Source organism: Nocardia sp. NPDC050408, from assembly GCF_044458905.1.
Lineage (GTDB): Bacteria > Actinomycetota > Actinomycetes > Mycobacteriales > Mycobacteriaceae > Nocardia.
In genome coordinates this window covers 1-18,669 of record NZ_JBITIL010000018.1, presented here as the reverse complement: position 1 = coordinate 18,669, position 18,669 = coordinate 1, and the positions used below count along the sequence as shown (strand labels likewise).

Sequence of the window (18,669 nt, the reverse complement as noted above, 5' to 3'; positions counted from 1 at the left end):
TCGCGTTTCAGGCGATAGTCCCGGTTCGTGTCCTCGATGCAAGAGGTCTGGTTGGGAGAAAGAGATAAAGAGAGGGGAGTAGGTGGGTAGTAGAAGAAGAAGTGTAGAGGAGGTGAGGTATGCGGGTGGGTGGATGAGGGTGATGTGTGGAGAAGTGGTGGGGTGAAGAGTGAGGGAGACGTGGTGGTCGGGAGGGTGCTGGTGAGTGGGGCGGGGTCCGTATGCGCGGTCCCGGCCCTTGGCCGTCGGCGGTGCGAGCGCTCAGGTGAGTGGTGCGGTGATGCGCGTCCACCCGGTGGACTCGCAGGCGTAGTGGCGGTCGTCGATGGCGACGACGTCGCCGACCGACAGCGACCGCAACGGCTTCGTCGCCCACGCGTCGGCGTGGGTGTGGTCGTCGGGGTGCTCGGGGTGGCCGTTGAACGCGGCGAAGGCGCGTTCAAGGATCACCGCGTCAGCCGCGGGACCTTCGGTCGAGATGGCGTACTCGTAGGCGAGGACCAGCGGCGCGGCGGGGGTGTAGCCGTGGAGCAAGGAGTGCGGGGCGTGGTTGAGGAACACGCGCACGGTGACGGTGCGGCGCTGTTGTGTGAACGCGCGGTGCAACATTCGGGTGAGGCGGCGTAGCCCGGTCGCGGGGCGGTGCATCACGTGGGCTCCTGAAGGTTGGGGTGGTGGACCGGTCCGCCGTGGGTGCGAGGCAGCTACGGCGGACCGGCGATCAAGGGGAGACAGCGGATGTCGGGTCAGGCCGCCTGCGTCTGACGGGGGCGCGCGGGGGTGAGGCCGAGGTCGATGCGGCAGGTGAGGCAGTAGCCGTCGGTGTGGATGACGGTGTTGTGGTCGCAGCGGTCGCAGCGGCCGTGGCGCTGATCGGCTCCCAACTTCGCCCGCCGGTTGCACACGGTGGCGCGGGGACGCGGTGCTCCCTCGGTGGCGGCAACCTCGGTGGCGCGTTGGAGTGGCTTGGCCGGGTTGGGGGTGAGCTCGGGGTGGGTGGCGAGGAAGCGGGTGATGTGGCGGCAGATCGGGTGTGGTGCGGCCCGGTGCCAGACTTCGACGATCAGGGCGTGCGCGGCGGCGGGGTAGGTGGCGGCGAGGAATTCACAACGCGAGACCACGAAGTCCTCGATAGTGAAGGTCTCGGGCAGCGGGGCGATCCCGGGTCGTGCGTTGGCGCGGCAGTGATCGCAGAGCCCGTCATCGGAGACCAGCTGTCCGTCGCGGGTGTGGATGGGGCGCTGGTCGGTCATGGGGCGTTCGATGAAGCAGGACACGCATCGCCATCCCATGATCGGGACCATCGCGGCGTCGTCGTAGTCCAGGCCGTTGCCCTGGTTGGGGATCTGCGGTCGTGCGTCGTCACGCACCCGCAACCCGGTGCGGGCATCGGCGAATGCCTTCGCCTCGTCCTCGGTGATCCGGCTGCTGCGCCGCGGCGCAGCGGGCTGGCCGCGTCGGCGCGAGCGCCGACCCCGCGGTGTGGTGTCGTCGTGGCTGTCGAAGTAGTCGCTGGTGCGTTCGTCCAACGTCTGGTCGGTGTGGTCGCCGTCGCGGTCGCGGCGGGCAGTCCAGGCGGCGCGGTGCTCGGTGTCGTACTGGCCCGCAACATAGTTGAGGTAGACGCGGTCCCACAGCTGCGTGGCTTCGGCGTGGTCGCGGGCATAGCGACGGCGCTGGCGCTTCTCCCGTTCCTCCTCCGAGTCGGGATCGGGCACCGCAACCTCGATCGGGCGCTGCGGTGGTTCGGGTGCGGCGTCGGGGTCGGCGATGGTGGTGCCGTCGGTGAACATGCTGCCGGTCACGTACCCGGTGACCATTGCCTCGGTCGCGATCGCATACGGCAGCAGGTGGGCACGGTGATCCCTGGGAAGACTCGGCGTCGAGATCGGGCGGGCTTGGGTGCGCGCGGCGACCTTGTCGGGGGCGAGGCGGGCGGCGTCGGTGGCTCGCGACGGGACGCGGTGGGTGATCAGCGGCCGGTAGCGGTCACGTACCGGCATCGGCGGGAGTTCGGCGGCGGTGTAGGAGACTTCGACGATCTCGGGCAGCTGCCGGGTGTGCAGGCCGGGTTCGGTGTCGGGGGCGCAGCGGTTGATCAGCTCCCGGCGTTCGGGGTCGGCTGTCTTCCACATCGCGTCGAGCCGCTTGTGCGCGGTCTGGAAGGGGTAGCGGGTGAAGGTGTCGGTGAGCTCGTCGAGGAACGCACGCTCGGCCGGTGTGGCGAGAGCGAGCGCATCGGGGAACATCTCGCGCGCGAGGCGCGGGCTCTCGACGTGGAAGAGCCGGTCCAGGTGGAACAGAGCATCGAGGAAAGCACTGGGCATGACGAATGTCCTGTCTCGCGAGGAAAAAGGAAACCCACCCCGGGAGATCGCGTGCGCTTTTTCGCAACACGAGGGGTGGGCGGCTGGTCGGGTGACCCGCCTGAAGGGCGATCGACCAGCGTGGCGTGCGACGCGGCGGAGGGAACGCGCCAAAATTGGGTGGGCGCGAATTTCCCGCGCACACAACCCAACCCACACCCGAACCGCTGGGCGTCGCGCCGGAGGGAAATTCGTGCACGCACGGGCGCGGGCACGCAGGCGCGGCGGACGCCACCCTGGTAGCCCTTCAGTCAGGCGGGGCGCTCGACCAGACGAACACCCCGGACACCCCACCTGACCCTCTTGTGTTCTTCCTTCGTGAGACCGGGGTCAGGCCACCAACAGCGGACGGTCCGCGAAGTAGGCATCGGCGTCTGCTTCGCCGCGGCGGCGGCGTGCGGCGCTGCGTTCGTCGCGGGCGCGGTGGCGCAGCATCACGGTCCCGATAGGTCGGGGCGTGTGGCGGGCGCGGCGGCGCGCTATCGCCTCGGGCGCGGTCCGTGCCGCATCGGTCGCTGTGGTCGGGATCGCGTGCAGGCGAAGGTCGTCGGCGAGATCACGGACCGAGGTCCGCGTCCACCGAGCGAGTTCGACTTCCATCGGTACCTCGACGGCGTCAGCGGTCGCGTACAGGCCGGTATCACCGTCGGTGATCTCACCGGTTTCGACCTCGGGCGCGCCGATGCGGGCGCGTGCGATCGAGACCACCCGTGCCAGTGCCGTTTTCGGGCTGTGGGCGAAGGCTCGGTGGATGAGTCCGAGAAACGCCCAGTCTTCGGCAGTGACGTCGTTGAGCGCTTGGCGGAACTCCAGGCGCGCCCGATACGGTTCGGTGTCGATCAGCTCGGCGAGGGCAGCGATATCGGATAGCAACGGGGTCACCGCGATCGCGGTGCGGGAGGCAGAGGAGGTAGTCACATCGGCTCCTGATCACGAAAGTGGAATGGATAGAGCGGGATTCGCTTCGGCGGACGACACGGTGCCCGGCGGCTACCGCCGGGCACCGTATGGTGAGCAGGTAGGTCAGAACTGGGGGTCGTCGTTGCCGGTGCCGCCGCCGAAGGAGCCCGCGCCGTTCACCGCCCACGGATCGTCGGTCCCGCCGGTGCGACTGGTGGCTGCTGCGCCGACCAGTTCGCCGGACCAGTCATCGGATTTCGGGCGAGCGGTCGAGCGCCCGAAACCGTTGTCGCCGTTGGTCCCCCGTTTGACGCGGTTGACTTTCGCCGTGGCAAAGCGCAATGACGGGCCGAGCTCGTCTACTTCGAGCTCAACGACGGTGCGGTTCTGGCCGTCTGGGGTCTGCCAGCGGCGCTGCTTCAGACGGCCAGTCACAATCACGCGCGAGCCCCTGGTCAAGCTTAAGTAGACCTCGTTTGCGAGTGTCCATAACGTCCGTACGGTTTGTATTTGGTCGGTAGTTCCTGCTACACAGACACCTCGTCGTGTTGTGTCGTTGTGGAGGAGGGTGGCCGGTGCCGCTTCGGGTGCAGCGGTTGCGGTCACTGGATTCGGGGCGGCGTTCGTTCACGGTGGTCGACGCTGGCGGTGTGCCGGTGTGGCCGATCGAGGAGTTCTTGTCGCATCTAGTGGCGGTGGGTATGGCTCCGAACACGGTGCAGGGTTACGCCTACGATCTGCGGGATCTGTTCACCTGGCTGGATCAGCGGGGGTGGGATTTCCGGAGCCTGAGCCTGGAGCAGTTGTCGGAGTTCTTCTCGTGGTTGCAGCGTCCGAAGCTGACTCGGCAGCCCGGGGTGTTCGTGCTGCCGGGAAGCCCGGTGGCTGTGACGCGGACGACGTTGGTGCGCAAGCGTTCCGCGGTGGCATCGTTCTACCGGTTTCATTCGCGTCGAGACGATTCGGTGCCTGCGCTGCTGGGCGAGTTGGTCGGCCCGCGGGCGACGGGCGGGTATGTGCCGTTGCTGGCGCATACCCGCCGGGGTGGGCCGAATACTGATTCCTACAGCCCGATCCGGCTGCATGCGCATCGCAAGCCTGCCCGGACGGTGACCGTCGAGCAGCAGACCGCGCTGATGGATGCGTGCGCGCGGTTGCGGGACCGTTTTCTGCTGCTGTTGTGGTTCGAGACCGGGCTGCGGTTGGGAGAGACGTTGGGGTTACGGCATTCGGATCTGCGGCTGCGGACCGGTGAGGTCCATGTGGTGCCGCGGGAGGACAACGCCAATCACGCGCGGGTGAAACGGCTCAAGCCCCGTGTCGTTCCTGCCGCCACCGAGCTGTTCGACCTGTATGCGGAGTACATGGAGGTCGAATACGGCTGTCTCGACAGCGATTTCGTGTTCGTGAACCTGTTCCGGCCACCGGTGGGCGCGCCGATGACCGAGGCGAATGTCCACAAGCTGGTCGAGCGGCTGCGGCTGCGCTCGGGTGTCGGGTTCTTCGCGCCTCACCTGGCCCGGCACACCTACGCGACTCGACTGTTGCGGGCCGGGGTCCGCATCGAGATCGTCGCAGCATTGCTCGGTCACTCGAGTTCGCAGACGACCGAGATGACGTACTCGCATTTGACGGTCGAAGACCATCGCCACGCCCTCGTCGCTGCGGGAATTCTGCCGGAAGGAACTGAACAACCTTGACCATGCCGCACGAGGTGCAGACAACGACGTCGGGGTTGCTGGAGCGGTTGATGCAGACCGTCGATCCGATGTTCCGCGGCGAGGTGTTCTACCCGCCCACCGACAGTCGGGTCTTCGTCCAGGACACCTGCCGCATCGACTCGTGCGGCATCGCGCTGAGCTATGCGTCACGGCGGTTGTGTCAGGGGCACTATCAGCGGTGGAGGGGAGCCGGGCGGCCGGATATGGATGAGTGGGCCGCGGCCGAGGAGATCGCGACAACGCAGCGGCGGACCGTGCCGGGGTGCGGGGTGCGTGAGTGCAATCGGGCCCAGAAGTCGCACGGTTTGTGTCATCGTCATGCCAGCGCGTGGATGCACTACGGCCGCCCGGACCTGGAGGGCTGGCTGGCGCGCACTCTCTACCACCCGCCCCGCGGGTCGGTCGAGACCGATTGCGAATTCCCTGGTTGCGCCCGCTGGAGCGATGGACCCAGCAGACGGTTATGTCGCGCGCATCACCAAACCTGGTGCTACGCCGGGCGAATGCCGTTGGCTGAGTGGTTCGTCCACGTCGAACAGCAGCGCAACCCGCACGTGAAGCTGCATGATCTGGGCGGGCTGGTGCGGTTGGAGATCGGATACGGACTGCAACGCCGACACGAACTGGGCCATCAGCACACCGCGCCGCGGGTGGTGACCAAGGCGGCCGGGTGGATCCGCTCGGCGGGGGTGCACAGCCTGCTGGACTGGGACGACGAGGAATGGAAGGCGTTCTGCTTGCCGAGGGAGGCCAACTACGACACGTTGTCGCTGGCTTTCATCAAGGACACCCGGTTCGAGCTACGAGCGCTGCTCATCGACGCAGACCCCTGGGCCGACCAATATCCGTGCGACACATGGGATCTCAAACACGTTGGTCTGAACACCAGCGACGTTCGCTACCTCCGCTTCGGCGACATCACCCAGCCCTGGTTGAGAGAGCTGACCAAGCGATGGTGCCGGTGGCGGCTGAGCCGCGAGCTCAGCCCGTCCACCGTCGCGATCAATGTCCGCGGCTGTGTCCGGTTGTCGGAATACCTCAGCCACGCGGTGGGATCGGACACCGGGCCGGACCAGCTGACCAGGATGCGTCTGGAAGGGTGGCTGGCCGACTTGCAGACCAAGCTGCCGGACGCGAGTAGTCGCGGCGCGGTGATCGCCTCGATCAGTGCACTACTGAAAGACGCTCACCGGCACGACTGGCAACCGGGACTGCCGCGCAACGCGTTCATCTACGACGACATGCCCACACGGTCCCACGCCAAGCCGAGGTTTATCCCGGAGCAGGTGATCCGGCAAATGGAGACGCCACAGGCGCTGGCACTGTTCCCCTCCCCTGACGGGAGCCTGATCGTGGAGATCCTGATCCGCTGCGGGCTGCGGCTCAAGGACGCGCGCACCCTGCCGTTCGACTGCATCGTCCGCGACGGCGACGCCAACCCCTACCTGGCCTGGCTCAACCGCAAGATGGCCGACCGCCCGGCGTTCTTCCCGCTCTCGGAAGAACTGGCCGAGAAGATCACTGCGCAGCAACGGGCAGTGCTCGACCGGTTCCCCGCAGGATCGCCGTGGTTGTTCCCGGCGATCAACGGCAACATCGACGGCAGCCGCTACGCCAGCAGCACCAGACTGCGCGGACAGCTGGATCGCTGGCTCGGGCAACTGGACCTCACCGACGAGCACGACCGGCCGATCCGGGTCACGTTCCACCAATTCCGGCACACCGTCGGGACCAGGCTCATCAATGCCGACGTTCCGCAACCGATCGTCCAAGCGCTGCTCGATCACATGTCTCCGGCCATGACCGCGATTTACGCTCGTTTGCACAACGAAACATTGCGTGAGCACTGGCTCACGGCGGTGAAGATCAACGCCGCCGGCGAACCCGCCACGATCACCGCCGATCACCCACTCGCCGATGCGGCCTGGGCGAAACTGAGCATGGTCCGGGCGAAAGTGACGTTGCCGAACGGATATTGCGGCGCCCCGGTCCAAACCGATTGCGAATACGCCAATCCATGTCTGGACTGCCGATTCTTCATCACCACCACCGAATTCCTCGGCCAGCACCGTCGCCAGCGCGAGGACACCGCACGCATGATCGACGATGCCGAAGCCGCCGGGCACAAGCGGGTCGCGGAGAAGAACACTCGCACCCTGATCAAACTCGACACCATCATCGGCGCACTCGAATCCGCCCACGACGGCCAGATCGTGGCCGGAGGAAAGGTCGAAGAACTCGATGCCGCCGGCTGACAACACACGGTTCCTGCTCGAAGCCACCCAACAGCGCAGCGCGGACGCACGCAGGCGAGCCGAAGCCGCGATCACCGCAGCGGCCCGCGGCGCGGGCCGCATCACCGTCGCTGGGATCGCCAAGACCGCAGGCGTTTCACGATCCTGGATCTACACACAATCCGACCTCGTCGACGCGATATCCGCTCTGCAACAACGGAAACCGGCTACCGGCCAGGTGAGGTCGACCTCAGCGACAGTGGAATCGTTGCAGACCCGGTTAGCAGCAGCCAACGAACGCAGCAAACAGCTACGCACGCAAGTCACCCAGCTGACCGCCCAACTCGAAACCGCATACGGCGAAATCCGGGCCCTGCGCAACGCCCAGCCGCATTGATCCCAGGCCTCCGGCCGCGCCTCGCGGCCGGAGCCCCCGAGAGGATCAGAACGGCGCATCCTCCCCGCTAGCACCGAAGCCCCCGGCGGCAGCGCTCGCGAACGCGGTCTCCGCGGAAGCAGCAGAACCCCACGGATCATCACCGGCGGTGCTGCTACCGAAGCCGTTGTTCGCACTCCCACTGCCGTTTCTGTTGACCCGGTTGACCTTTGCGGTCGCGAACATCAACGACGCAGCAACGTCCTCGGTCTGCACCTCGACCACAGTGCGTTTCTCACCCTGCTGGGTTTCATACGAGCGCTGCACCAACCGCCCGACAACCACGACTTTCGCGCCCCGCGTGAGGCTTTCCGCGACATGCTCGCCCAGAGCATTCCAGGCGCTGCACCGCAGAAACAATGCCTCGCCATCCACCCACGTGTTGGTTTGACGGTCGAACCGGCGCGGCGTCGAGGCCACCGTGAACGACGCAACCGGCTTGCCTTGCGGCGTGAATCGAAGCTCCGGATCCGATGTCAGATTCCCTTGAACTGTGATGACCGTGTCACCAGCCATGACGAACCCCTTCCTCAGATAAGTGATTGATCTGCTGACCGGTCAATGCGCGGGAATCGCAATCGCTCCGGAAGTGCTCGAAATAGACATGTCCACGTCGGAAAACTGCTGGTAGACAGCCATTTTCATTTTCGAGATCCACATAATCAAGCACTCGGCGGCATTCTCCGCTGCCTCTCGCCACACGTTGCAGCGCAAGAACAATGCGTCGGCATCCTTCCACTCGCTGGTGTTGGGATCGCGATACCGCGGTGTCGACGCGACGGTGAAACTGGCCACCGCGACTCCTGCGGGCGTGAATCTCAGCTCTGGCGCGGCTGTCAGATTCCCCTTGACAGTAATGACCGTGTCACCAGCCATGATGATCCTCCAAAAATTGTAGTGGACAGTGTTCGTCCCAGTTGCATAGGGCAGCAGGGGATTTGAGGGACACACGTAGGTTCCCGAACTCACGGGTCAGATAGCCTTGTAGAAGGCAGCACATGCTTCAGTTCCGGGCAACAGCCACTTCGGAATTCGCGAACCCACGGGAAACCGGGGTGAAACGAAGTTCCGGATTTGCTGTCAGATTGCCTATCACGGTGATGACGGTGTCTCCGGCCATGGGGGTGCTCCTTCACTATTCGCGGGGGATGTGGTGTGCGACCACGGCGCACGGTGTGGGGGTCAGGGATGTGTGCGGGTCGTGGCGTCGACGGCGGTGATCAGGAGGGAAGGTCGCCGACGGGTGCGGCGGTGAGAGTGATGCTGGTGACGCGGTCACGGGCTGCAGGTGTGTGAATGCGCACCTCGATACGCGCTGTGTGCGCGCCGGGTGCCGGGGATCCGGTGTGCCAGGGTTCGAACCGGTCCTCATCCAGCGCGGGCAGGTTCGCGCGGATCCACGCCACGAGCTCGGCGGCGCTACCGATCACTACAGTGCGGTGTGGTCTGGAGCCGCACCGCTCATCGGATCGGTGCCGAGGTCGATGCCGAGGTCGGCGGCGATCCCCAGACCGCGACAGGCCAACCGGCGCAGGATGTCAGGGCGCATCCCGGTGTGTAGCGCTGTCGCCAGCAGGGTCGCCATGGAGTGTGTGGGGTCGGCGTCGAGGGCGGCCTGGAGGGCGACGCCCGCGAGGGGGCCGTCGCCGCGGAGGTAGGCGCTGTAGGCGAGAAGTGTTGCGGCATCGGCACGGTCGCTGCCCGGCAATGCTCGCGTCAGTGTGGCCCACAGGTTTTCCGCGGCGGCGGCGTGCTCGCCGACGGCTAGGGCGAACAGCGAGTCGCGCACGGTCCGATCGCGCAGTGCCGCGGCCAGTTCTGCGCATGCCGGGGCGGTGAGCGCCCCACCGGAGTCGGTGTCGGCGATCTGCCACAACACGAGTTCGAGTGCGCGCCGGTGATATCCGTCGGGATCACCACGCCGGACCGCCGTCTCGTAGCGTTCGTGCACGAGAGCGTGGGCGCTGTCGAGATGAGCCGTCACCTGCTGGACCAGTTCGCCATCGGGGGTTACCAGATCGGTCAGCTCCGAGCGGTCGCCGCGGATCGGGCGTCCGTTGAGCACGTGCGCCAAGGTGACCATCGATGCGGCCGGGTCCGGCAGTACCCCACGACGATTCGCCTCCAGCAGGCTCCACCACCGCTGCTGCGCCTCGATCGCGCGTACGGCCCACGCGCCCTCGAGGAACACCTCCTGCTGTGCGAGCCGCCGCGCGAACGCGGCGATGAGCGCGGCCCACGGCCCGGTACTCACCGCGCCGTGTCTGCGGGTGCGACGTGGTTCGCGCACCCGATCATCGACGATTACCGCGAGCACCTGCGAGGCCCCCTCTGTGGCACAGATCTGCGCCACTGGCTGTGCGTATGCCGCGGCCAGGCCACGCCGAGGGCCGCCGTCGGGTTGCAGATCGAAGCGCAGCACCGCGTCGATGATCGGACTGTGGCCCGGATTCGGTGCATCCCGCAGGACAGCGACTACCAGGGACCGCTGTGGTACGAACCCGACCATCGCGGGCACTGCGACAATCAATTGCCCGGGATCATCGACATGCAATCTGTCCGCGGCCGTGTGGTCCTCGTCGGTCTGGCCGGTGGCGGAGTGCGTATCGGTGCTGGCTGGCCACTCGGCGTCGTCGGTGTTGTCGGGCATGGGTTTTCGTCTCCTTCGGAATGATGTCGGTGGTAGGTGCGATTCGCAGGGGGTTGGCCGTGTCGGGCCCGGCCTCTCGGTTCGAGGAATGCGATCGGTTGGGTCGATGCCGAGGCAGGGGCGCAGTGGCCTCCTGGCGGGGCGGATCAGGGGTGCACGCGCCCGGTGGGTGTGGCTCGACCGGTGGTGAGGATCAGCAGGCAGCCCTCACCCATCCAGGCGGAATGGGCGTTGCTGTGGAGTGAAAGTCGTTCCCGCTCAGGCGATGCCCGGTGGAGGTGGGAAGCCCGGTCATGGCGAGGGAGGGCATCGGACCTTGCCGCGCCGAGGGTGAGGCGATCACGATCGACGACGACCGCAGAGGGTTCATCGTGCGGGCCCGCCGCCCCGCCTACCTGGACGTGGACGAGTTCGAGGTGTGGCGGGATTCGGGTGATCAGCCGTACTGCTGCAGGACGGTGGACACCGCAGTGCAGCAGGCGGTAGCCCAGCGGCGCGCCCGCGCGGGCGGTATCGGGGCCAGACGCCGCGCCACCGGTCCTTGGTGCGGGCGTTTCCTGATCAGGTGTGCTGTGATCGGGTCATCGTCGAGGTCGACGCGGTAGGTGTCGCCGTCGGGTTCGATGACGTCGAAAACAGTGGTTGTCGAGTCGGGCGCACGATAGATGTCGAACGCCGCGAACGCGGCCGAGAGCGGTTCGTCAGCGCTGACGTCGATCTCCCAGCGGACGTAGTACTCGTGCACGATGGGGCTCCTGATCCGATGGCAGGGGGTTAGTTGCGCAGCCACCGGTGAAGGTCATGTATTTGGACCGTGCGCTATTGCTGTGGCTGCCCTGGTGAACTCCGGCTTCGCCGTCGGCGTGGTTGTGGCGTCGGCGAGCGGATGTTGAAGGCGGCTTGTCTCGGTGAAAGTGACGTCGGCAGGACCCTTCGGCGGCTCCATCCTGTCCTGTTGACAACATGCCAATAACACGGAAGGGTTCGGACTGTCTGGAAATCGGCGCAGTGTCGCGCCGGGATGGAGGCTGCCCGGAATGAGCAAGTACGCGCGGAACAGCGGTTTGGGTTTGCCCGGTGGCCCACCGCCACTGTCGTTCGCCGAGTCGAATGCGCAGGCCGAGGAGTACTTCGAGGAGTACGGAGTTGGCTTCGAGCAGCGGTTGGGAGAGTTGGCGCCGCTGTGGGCTCGGCAGGCCGAGCTGGTGCGGGAGTGGGCGCGGGCGTGGGTTCTGCAGGGTTACCAGAACCATGACCCGGATGTGTTGGCGGAGTGGGTGACCGACGATTTCGTGCAGGAGGACCCGCTGAATCTGGGCCGGTTCGTGCAGGGCCGTGAGGCGTTTCGGCAGGTGATGGTGGAGACGTTCATAGCGTTTCCCGACTGCGCGTTCGTCGCGACCGGCCCGTTCTGCCTGGGCATGGATGGGGAGACCCTGGTCGTGCCATGGCGGACATTCGGGCATTTCAGTGGGCCGTTGGCCTGGGGTCCGCCGGGACAACGGAAGTCGTTCGCCCCGACGCATCGACGGTTTGATTTCGAGGGCTGCGATTTCTATCGGTTCCGCGATGGCAAGGTGGCGTCACTGCGAAGCCTGTATGACCCTCTGCAAGTCGCCGAGCAGCTTGCACTGATCCCGAATCGTCAGGGCGTGGCATTACGGATCGCTCCGTATGTGCAGAGTGTGATTGCGAGTTTGCCGCTGGTTCGGGGGTAGTCGGCGACGGTCGGAACACCCGAGCATGCCGCATATCGAGTGTTCGGTGGCCAAGTCTGGAGCCGGTGGGGTATGGCTGCCCGCGCAGACCCAGTTGGTTCCTATTTCAGCGTGCCGAACCGGGGGGCCTCGGAAGTCACGCGCCCTGTTGTATCAGATGCAACTTTGATGCATCACCGAAACTGGCCAGGACGAACAGGATTCCGGTGGCCGGCAGTTCGGCATCGAGCACGCAACGAGCAGGGGATACGGCAGTTCCAGAAAGCTGCGCTATGTTGCATCAGATGCAATTCCTCCTAATTCGTCGGGGGCGTGCGTGGCTGTAGCGGAATCCGTTGCTGACGGTGCGGTGGGCTTCGGCGGCGGTGAATCCCTCGACGCCGATGTGGGCTGCGGCGGCGTCGGTGAGGACGGTGCGGGCGTCGTTTTCGCTGACTTCGTCGGCGGCCACGAGCCGCCCGAGGACCAGCGCGGATCGGAACAGGATGTGGTTGCGCAGGTGCACCCGCGCGTGGGCGACTCGCTCGGCTTCACTGGCCAGGATTGCCGCTAGATACGAATCCGGCGCGACCGCTACCGACCTGCGCCAACCACCGGTCGGTGGCGGAGGCGGCAGGAGTAGAGCGATCAGCATGCCGGGAAGATCGGCGACCGGCCGGTTCTCGGCCACGGTGTAATCCCCGTGGGGCGTACGGGATCCGGGGGCGACGATGTAGCCGCCGTGCCCGCGGGAATCGATACCGTCGCCGATCGTGCCACCGTGCACCGCAATATCGGCTCGTTCGGGGCACGGTAGTACAGGTGCCAGCCGGCTGTTATCGTCGGTTTAGCCGATATCACCTCGTGTTTGTGCTGTTCGTGGTTGCTATTGCTATCGCATCAGCGCGGAGAGCGGGCCGAGGACTTCGATAATGACGCCGAATAATTCTCAGTGCCCCAAATCTGCCAATCTCCGGCTCCGCATGTCAGACTTAGGTGACGATCTCAAACGGGCGGATTCGGGCGTTTCGTATGGGAGGTAGGCTATGGAGATGGGCAGGGGCGAGGTGCATGGAGCGGCTGGGCAGCAGCAAGTCGCGCGCATTCTCGAATCCTTTAGAAAAGTTCGCACGAAGTGGACGGCTAGGATTTTCGTTGTAGTTCTTATTTGCGCGATATTTATCCATGTCGCACATGCATTCGGATTTCTGGAGATAGTGCCCCATGAAGCTCTTGCTATCACGCTCGACCTCGTGGTGTTCTTCGCAATCTACCTCCTCTTGGAGGGATTTGTTGAGAACGACAAGAGGATCGACGAGATGGCTCAGGACGAAAGAATTCATCACAAACTGGTGGGCGATAAACTCAGGCAACTGTCAGCTAAAATCGAGCTGACTTCGGGCGTCGAGAGCTACTCCGAGTTGGGTGTATTCAGAACGAAATTTAAGAGGATGTGCGCAAATTTCGATTCTGTGGTTCTAGTGGGCGAAGTGCCTGTCGACTACGCGAGGGAGGTGGATCGGATATGTCGAGAGGGTAACAATAATCTGACAGCGGTGCGGGAAAATAGATTGGCGATCTACCGCCCGCTTAACACTCACACAGGTGGCAAAGTTGCGGAATTGATCAAGTTGCTCCCAGAAGTGCAGTCCGACCCGATAGGGCTCTACCATATATATGGCTTCGAATGGGGTTCGTTCGTCATGGGCAAGAATCAGCGCACAGACGAAACGGAGGTGCTGATGAACTATGCCAACGTCGACGGCGATACGCTATTCGGGCTCCATTTGAGTGGTGGATCGGCCAAGATCTTCGAAAAAGCGGTACGCTCACAGCTCAGTCAAATAGGCGATTCTGGCGTCGGCTACCCTCCGGTCGAGATTGTAAGCCGAGAGCAGGTCGACTATATTGTTGACAGGAAAAAGGACCATCAAGACGAAATCCATGACATGGCAAACCGAGGGGTTCCTCTTGTAGGTGCTGATAGCATCTGTCGGGCCATGATCGGGCTTGTGCAGAAAACAAATCGCTGTTTGCAAGTAACGCATCTATGCGACGACGATCCTGCAATCATGCGTCTTCGGGATAAGGTCTTCAAGGAGTGGATCGGCGAAAATTACAAGGCTAAGAAACGAAAAGTGGAAATCACCCGTATATTCATCGTTGCAGAGACGAACTACGACCACCATGTCATCCGGGAGGTCAGAGAGGAGATGGAATCCAACGGGATCAAAGTGCTACTGTGCCCGCTGGACGGCCTGAACCGGAAATTCAGGAAGGACTTCAGCATCTATGACGAAAAGCACCTCGTTTATATGGATGAGGCGCCCAGTAATTGGTCGGGAACCGGCGTTGCCTTCGCGAGGCACACTGAGAATTCTAAATGGATCGACGACTACAAGTATATTTTTCAAAGGCTGCAAGACGTGGCAAACAGAGGAGTTTGAGCTTCGTCTTGTCGCCTGGTTGGACCGTTGCACTCGAGGCTGCTCCGGCGGTGACGATTCGGATCTGGTTGCATGCCGGTGTGCTGGGGGTATGCATTATGAATGGTGTTGATCGGTCCAACCGCGACGGATTAGTTCACGGCGGAGGTCGAGGTTCTCGCCGTGTGCTTGTGCGAGTGCGTTGCGTAGTTCGTTGACCTGGTGGCGATGCTGCTGTTTCAACTGCTTGATCTGGTGGGTGAGGGCAAGAACGAGAGAGCTTTCGGAGTCCGGGGCCGGGGCGGGGGCGGGGGCTTCTCGGAAGGGCTGGGAGTTGACGCGCAAGTCTTGGATGCGGCTGCGGAGTTCGGGATGGTTGTAGAGGAAGGTGTGGGAGACGCCGGCTTCGCGTCCTACGGCTTGGAAGGTGATCGGTTCGTGGCGTTTGATCAGTTTCCGGATCGCTTGCTCGGCAGCGTGGGTCTTGTTCTGGGACTTGGCTTTCGCGGCTGTGGTTAGCACCTCGACGCGGTGGTCTCGGGAGCTGGTCATGGTTGTGTCCGGCGATGGCGGGTGAGGTCGAGTTCGATGCGGGCTGGGCCACGTCTGGTTGCCGGGGCTGCGGCGCATCCGCCGCCTTCGATCGCGTGCCCGGGTTGGTGCGGAATCTTGGCGAGCAACTGCGTCAGGGCTGCCTGCTCGGCGCGGCGTTGGGCGAGCCAGACGTTATCGGCGGGCATGGGCTTGCCGTGGCGCTGCTCGAACGCCGCAACTGTGCGGTCGATGAGTGCGCTGGTATCGGTGAGTTGCTGCTGCAGCGTGGCCTGGTGGCTGTGGTCAGTGACGAAGACCGAGCAGGTCAAGCAAGCGTTGCCCTTGTCGCAGGTCTGCAGGGGCGGTAGCAGGCACCACCCGTGCGGGAGGATGCGGTCGGCGCGGTCGAACAGGCGCATGCCGTCGTGGTCTTCGCGGGAGAAGCTGATCTGGGTGCCGTCGGCTTTGAACTTGGCGGTGGCCAGAAACGCCTGTTCGGCGTGCTCTTCGCGTTGGGCGATGTAGTGCATCGACATGGTCGGGGTTGCGTGTCCGGCGTAGCGCTGCAGGACCTTGATGGGGAGCCCGAGTTCGGCCAGGCGGGTCAGTTTGGTGTGCCGGAATCGGTGGGTGTGGCCCAGGCGGACGTGTCTGCCCTTGCTGTCGCTGATCTGCACTATGTCGGTGAATTTGTTCAATATCCGGTTGTAGGTGGTGGACGCATACGGTTTTGCGCCGGCCAGATTGCTGAACCGCTGAGTGAACAGGTAGGGCAGCGCGACACCGGGGAACCGGTCGCGGACCCATTGTTGCTGGTCGTCGATGACGGCGGCGACCTCGTCGTCGACGAGGATGGTGTCCGGGGCGATGTCGATCTTGCTTTGGGCGTAGCGGAGCCGGCTGAGTCCGGCGCCGTCGACGGAGTCGGTTGCTGCGGTGGATGCTGGTGTGAGGCAGTCGAATTCGCAGAGCCGGATTTCGCTGGAGCGGCGGCCGGTGAGGATCTGCAGCAGGATCATCCGCATGACCTGCGGATCACCGTATCCCTCCGCAGTTATCGTGGTGCCGTCCCCACGGGTTATGGGCATGTGTTCGCCGCGGGGCAGACCGAGCAGCGGCAGTGCCGCGATGATCTGGGCGAGTGCATGATCATCGACGTAGTGGTCGTCGTTGAGTTGAGTGGTGTGCCGGATGCGGCTGACCTGGCGGCGCCAGGAGTCAGCGTGGGGCACGGTGATCGTCGGCCAAGGTGAGGCAGCCAGGACGGTGCGGGCTTCGCCGGTGTTGGTGGCGACGAAGTCGAATAGTTCGGCGATCGCCCTCAGATCGTCGTTGACCTGCCGGGGATGAACGGGTTTGCCGGATCGGTGCCTCTCGTTGGTCCGGTTGATGCGGTTCATCGGATCCGCGGCCCAGCGGCGGAACGCGGCGGCGTGGGCCGATGCCGATGCGGGGTCGGTGAGCACTTCGCGCGGATCGTTGAAGGTGCTGGTGATCCATCGGTCGAACCGGGTCAGTTGGCGGGCCTGGCAGATGGTCCCCCAGCGCAGCACACCAGCTTCGAGTTGGGTGCCCAGGTGCCATTTCACGGCGGCGCGCAGCCAGGGCTGGGTGAGGTTTCCCGGCGTGATCCGCCCGGCGTGAGGTTCGCGGGCACCGATCGGGATGCGCGGGTCGCAGCGGGGAAGCCAGGTATCGAGTTCCCACCAGTGTCCGTCGTGGCAGGCCACGATCAAGGCCAGGCGTGGGATCCGGAACAAACCCCGTAGCCTGCCGCGGCAGGCTACGGGCATGAGCCGTTTCCAGCGGGTGGCGTAGTACCGGCCGAGCAGTGCTTCGGCGGCTTGCCAGTCGATATCGAGGATAGAGGTGGGCAAGTCGCGGCCTTCAGAGGTGGCCCGGCGGTAGGCGAGGGCGAACTGGTTGATGGTCTGGACCGATGTCGGTGTGCCGTCGATGATTTCCTGCCAGTGAGCGATCCACGCCAGTTCGGTGTGCAATGGTTCGGGCAGGTCGGCGAGGTGGAGGTTGTCGATGTGTGCGCCGGGAGCGTCGTACCAGCCTGGGATATCGGGTCCGATGACCGGGCCGCGCCAGGCGGGTGGCAAATCCGCGCGCAGCCGGTCCAGCCGGTCGAGTTGGGTGGCCAGCCGAAGGCCGGTGGGGCGGTCATCGACCATCGTTCACCTGCCAGGTGGCGGTGTAGGCGCGCCAGTTCGCGGCGGCGCGCAGTGCTTCGTCTTCGCGGACCCAGCCGTAGAGATCGAGGGTGGTCTGCACGTGCGCGTGGCCTAATCTGCGTGACACCACCCACTCGGGGGTGCCCGCCAGCAGCAGCGCGGTGGCGTGGCTGTGCCGGAACCAGTGCGGTGTCCACCCGTCGGCGCCGATTCCCTTGCGCCGCAACGCCGCTGTCTTGTCCCGGACGGTGCCCTCTCGTAGCGGCGCCAGGAACGGAGGACGATCCAGGTTGACCAGCAGCGCCGAGTCCGAGGTGATGGTGAAGCCCAAATCCGTGGCCCGGCAAGCCAGGTGAGTCACGTAGTCGGCGAACAACCTTTCCAGGTCCGCGCCGACGTAGACCCGCCGCGGGCGCATCATCTTGACCCGAGCGCCGTTGGTGTTGTCCTCACGAGGGACGATCTCGATATGGGCGGTGCCGCCACGGCCCATCACGAAGTCGCTGATCCGCAGACCCAGTACCTCACCGAGGCGGCACCCGGTCTCGGCCAGCAGCGCGAACAAGAACCGGTCGCGAAGGTTGCCTACCCACTGCTCGGTGGCAGCGTCGGCGACCGCGCAGCCGTCGAGGATCCCCTGAATTTGAACGGGCAGCAGCAGCGGCGGCCGATCGCGGTGCCGCTGGTGGCGGACCCGCACCAGCGACGATGGCCGGGGCGCCGAATACGGGGCCAGATGGGCCAGCAGCCCCCGAGTCGGCATCCGGCGCGGGGCTCCGCGCAGTAGCCGCCCGGCGACTGGCACCCCGAAAACTGCTTGCTGCCACCGGTAGAACGAGATCAGCGCCGCGAGCCTGGCTTCCAGAGTTTGCGGCGACGGACTCGATTTCAGGACGACGAGGCTGTGCTCAACGGTGCGGCCGTTGCGTAGCCACGACAAGAACCCGGTCACGGTTGCCACCCCGGCCTCGCTCCACCGGTCGGTTTCGCCACGCTGTTCGAGGAAGGTCCACCACTGGGCGAGTGCGGTGCAATACCCGCGGACAGTGTTCGGTGACCACAGGTGCCGGTGTGCCTCCACCCATTCCTCGACCGGCCCGACCGTGCGGTGCGAGCGGTCGATCACCATCCAGGTGCGCCGCCCTGACGAGGGCCGCACCGCCAATGCATGCGCCACGCGCGATTCCCCGTCTTGTCGGAAACAGCTGGTCAGGATCGGTGACACTGATGCGAAACATTAACGATCACGATCAGCGATCCAGGTCAGCCCCGAGCGGTCGGCGAGTCGTGGCTCAGCGCATCGTGCCCGTGGCTGATGCGCTGGTGAGGGTCATGTGTTTGGACCGTGCGCTATTCCCGTGGCTGCGCTGGTGAACTTCGGCATCTGCGATCGGCGTGGGTTTGTCGAACGCGCGGTAATGCCGAATTGAGACGTTTCGGGTTCGCATGAAGGACGGCTCGTCGTGAGATGCGTCCGGAGCGTCGTGCCGCCCGCGCCCGTCGAGAACCCACCGGTCGATCAGAA

General features: G+C 64.9%; 17 protein-coding genes and 1 pseudogene. 5 read left to right on the top strand and 13 right to left on the bottom strand.

Features of this window, described 5'->3' with window-relative positions:
- Positions 1-261: 261 nt before the first annotated feature.
- The 4 genes from ACIBJI_RS34145 to ACIBJI_RS34130 all read right to left on the bottom strand — a co-directional run bounded on the left by ACIBJI_RS34145 (position 262) and on the right by ACIBJI_RS34130 (position 3,872).
- Positions 262-651 (bottom strand): hypothetical protein, encoded by a 390-nt coding sequence (locus ACIBJI_RS34145; RefSeq protein WP_397087367.1) that lies wholly within the window; start codon positions 649-651, stop codon positions 262-264.
- 95 nt (positions 652-746) lie between these two features.
- Positions 747-2,327 (bottom strand): hypothetical protein, encoded by a 1,581-nt coding sequence (locus ACIBJI_RS34140; protein WP_397087365.1) that lies wholly within the window; start codon positions 2,325-2,327, stop codon positions 747-749.
- A gap of 369 nt (positions 2,328-2,696) precedes the next feature.
- Positions 2,697-3,284 carry a hypothetical protein gene (locus ACIBJI_RS34135; protein ID WP_327100288.1) on the bottom strand — a complete coding sequence of 196 codons (588 nt, stop codon included), beginning with the start codon at positions 3,282-3,284 and terminating at the stop codon, positions 2,697-2,699.
- 105 nt (positions 3,285-3,389) lie between these two features.
- Positions 3,390-3,872, bottom strand: coding sequence for a single-stranded DNA-binding protein (locus ACIBJI_RS34130; protein ID WP_397087363.1), 483 nt, complete (start codon positions 3,870-3,872; stop codon positions 3,390-3,392).
- Between ACIBJI_RS34130 and ACIBJI_RS34125 the strand changes: the two genes are divergently transcribed.
- Genes ACIBJI_RS34125 through ACIBJI_RS34115 form a run of 3 tightly spaced genes read left to right on the top strand, consistent with a single transcriptional unit; the run spans position 3,842 to position 7,618 of the window.
- The gene (locus ACIBJI_RS34125) at positions 3,842-4,966 is read left to right on the top strand and encodes a tyrosine-type recombinase/integrase (protein ID WP_397087361.1); all 1,125 of its coding nucleotides are present in this window, start codon (positions 3,842-3,844) and stop codon (positions 4,964-4,966) included. The genes ACIBJI_RS34130 and ACIBJI_RS34125 overlap by 31 nt on opposite strands.
- A gap of 2 nt (positions 4,967-4,968) precedes the next feature.
- Positions 4,969-7,242, top strand: a complete 2,274-nt coding sequence (locus ACIBJI_RS34120) for a tyrosine-type recombinase/integrase (RefSeq protein WP_397087574.1) — start codon at positions 4,969-4,971, stop codon at positions 7,240-7,242.
- Positions 7,229-7,618, top strand: a complete 390-nt coding sequence (locus tag ACIBJI_RS34115) for a DUF6262 family protein (protein ID WP_397087359.1) — start codon at positions 7,229-7,231, stop codon at positions 7,616-7,618. The genes ACIBJI_RS34120 and ACIBJI_RS34115 overlap by 14 nt, the downstream gene beginning before the upstream one ends.
- 45 nt (positions 7,619-7,663) lie before the next feature.
- Here ACIBJI_RS34115 and ACIBJI_RS34110 read toward each other — a convergent pair whose 3' ends face one another.
- From ACIBJI_RS34110 to ACIBJI_RS34090, 5 genes and pseudogenes are all read right to left on the bottom strand, one after another.
- A complete protein-coding gene (locus tag ACIBJI_RS34110) occupies positions 7,664-8,173 on the bottom strand; it encodes a single-stranded DNA-binding protein (RefSeq protein WP_397087357.1) in 510 nt (169 codons plus the stop codon).
- Positions 8,174-8,320: 147 nt separating this feature from the next.
- A pseudogene (locus ACIBJI_RS34105) lies at positions 8,321-8,533 on the bottom strand (single-stranded DNA-binding protein); the annotation flags it as partial.
- Between the two features lie 344 nt (positions 8,534-8,877).
- The gene (locus ACIBJI_RS34100) at positions 8,878-9,087 is read right to left on the bottom strand and encodes a hypothetical protein (RefSeq protein ID WP_397087355.1); all 210 of its coding nucleotides are present in this window, start codon (positions 9,085-9,087) and stop codon (positions 8,878-8,880) included.
- Positions 9,087-10,307 carry a DUF4192 domain-containing protein gene (locus tag ACIBJI_RS34095; protein WP_397087353.1) on the bottom strand — a complete coding sequence of 407 codons (1,221 nt, stop codon included), beginning with the start codon at positions 10,305-10,307 and terminating at the stop codon, positions 9,087-9,089. Before ACIBJI_RS34095 ends, ACIBJI_RS34100 begins: the two co-directional genes overlap by 1 nt.
- Before the next feature lie 436 nt (positions 10,308-10,743).
- On the bottom strand, positions 10,744-11,052 hold the full coding sequence (locus ACIBJI_RS34090) for a hypothetical protein (protein WP_397087351.1): 309 nt from the start codon (positions 11,050-11,052) through the stop codon (positions 10,744-10,746).
- Between the two features lie 292 nt (positions 11,053-11,344).
- Here ACIBJI_RS34090 and ACIBJI_RS34085 point away from each other — a divergent pair, with 292 nt between their 5' ends.
- A complete protein-coding gene (locus tag ACIBJI_RS34085) occupies positions 11,345-12,025 on the top strand; it encodes an ester cyclase (protein ID WP_397087348.1) in 681 nt (226 codons plus the stop codon).
- A 280-nt stretch (positions 12,026-12,305) separates the two neighbouring features.
- On the opposite strand, the gene ACIBJI_RS34080 is transcribed toward ACIBJI_RS34085, so the two are convergent.
- Positions 12,306-12,833 carry a bifunctional DNA primase/polymerase gene (locus ACIBJI_RS34080; protein WP_397087572.1) on the bottom strand — a complete coding sequence of 176 codons (528 nt, stop codon included), beginning with the start codon at positions 12,831-12,833 and terminating at the stop codon, positions 12,306-12,308.
- A gap of 223 nt (positions 12,834-13,056) precedes the next feature.
- Here ACIBJI_RS34080 and ACIBJI_RS34075 point away from each other — a divergent pair, with 223 nt between their 5' ends.
- Complete coding sequence (locus ACIBJI_RS34075) at positions 13,057-14,451, top strand: hypothetical protein (RefSeq protein ID WP_397087346.1); 1,395 nt, start codon at positions 13,057-13,059, stop codon at positions 14,449-14,451.
- 96 nt (positions 14,452-14,547) lie between these two features.
- Here ACIBJI_RS34075 and ACIBJI_RS34070 read toward each other — a convergent pair whose 3' ends face one another.
- From ACIBJI_RS34070 to ACIBJI_RS34060, 3 genes are read right to left on the bottom strand one after another with little or no spacing between them, the layout of a single operon-like run.
- Positions 14,548-14,982, bottom strand: coding sequence for a DUF6262 family protein (locus tag ACIBJI_RS34070; protein WP_397087344.1), 435 nt, complete (start codon positions 14,980-14,982; stop codon positions 14,548-14,550).
- The gene (locus ACIBJI_RS34065; RefSeq protein ID WP_397087341.1) at positions 14,979-17,144 is read right to left on the bottom strand and encodes a tyrosine-type recombinase/integrase; all 2,166 of its coding nucleotides are present in this window, start codon (positions 17,142-17,144) and stop codon (positions 14,979-14,981) included. The genes ACIBJI_RS34070 and ACIBJI_RS34065 overlap by 4 nt, the downstream gene beginning before the upstream one ends.
- On the bottom strand, positions 17,134-18,321 hold the full coding sequence (locus tag ACIBJI_RS34060) for a tyrosine-type recombinase/integrase (RefSeq protein ID WP_397087339.1): 1,188 nt from the start codon (positions 18,319-18,321) through the stop codon (positions 17,134-17,136). Before ACIBJI_RS34060 ends, ACIBJI_RS34065 begins: the two co-directional genes overlap by 11 nt.
- Positions 18,322-18,669: the final 348 nt, after the last annotated feature.

Coding starts and splice junctions, on each gene's coding strand:
- ACIBJI_RS34070 (WP_397087344.1), bottom strand. CDS start 14,982: ATGACCAGCTCCCGAGACCACCGCGTCGAGGTGCTAACCACAGCCGCG.
- ACIBJI_RS34065 (WP_397087341.1), bottom strand. CDS start 17,144: ATGGTCGATGACCGCCCCACCGGCCTTCGGCTGGCCACCCAACTCGAC.
- ACIBJI_RS34110 (WP_397087357.1), bottom strand. CDS start 8,173: ATGGCTGGTGACACGGTCATCACAGTTCAAGGGAATCTGACATCGGAT.
- ACIBJI_RS34115 (WP_397087359.1), top strand. CDS start 7,229: ATGCCGCCGGCTGACAACACACGGTTCCTGCTCGAAGCCACCCAACAG.
- ACIBJI_RS34085 (WP_397087348.1), top strand. CDS start 11,345: ATGAGCAAGTACGCGCGGAACAGCGGTTTGGGTTTGCCCGGTGGCCCA.
- ACIBJI_RS34095 (WP_397087353.1), bottom strand. CDS start 10,307: ATGCCCGACAACACCGACGACGCCGAGTGGCCAGCCAGCACCGATACG.
- ACIBJI_RS34140 (WP_397087365.1), bottom strand. CDS start 2,327: ATGCCCAGTGCTTTCCTCGATGCTCTGTTCCACCTGGACCGGCTCTTC.
- ACIBJI_RS34120 (WP_397087574.1), top strand. CDS start 4,969: ATGCCGCACGAGGTGCAGACAACGACGTCGGGGTTGCTGGAGCGGTTG.
- ACIBJI_RS34075 (WP_397087346.1), top strand. CDS start 13,057: ATGGGCAGGGGCGAGGTGCATGGAGCGGCTGGGCAGCAGCAAGTCGCG.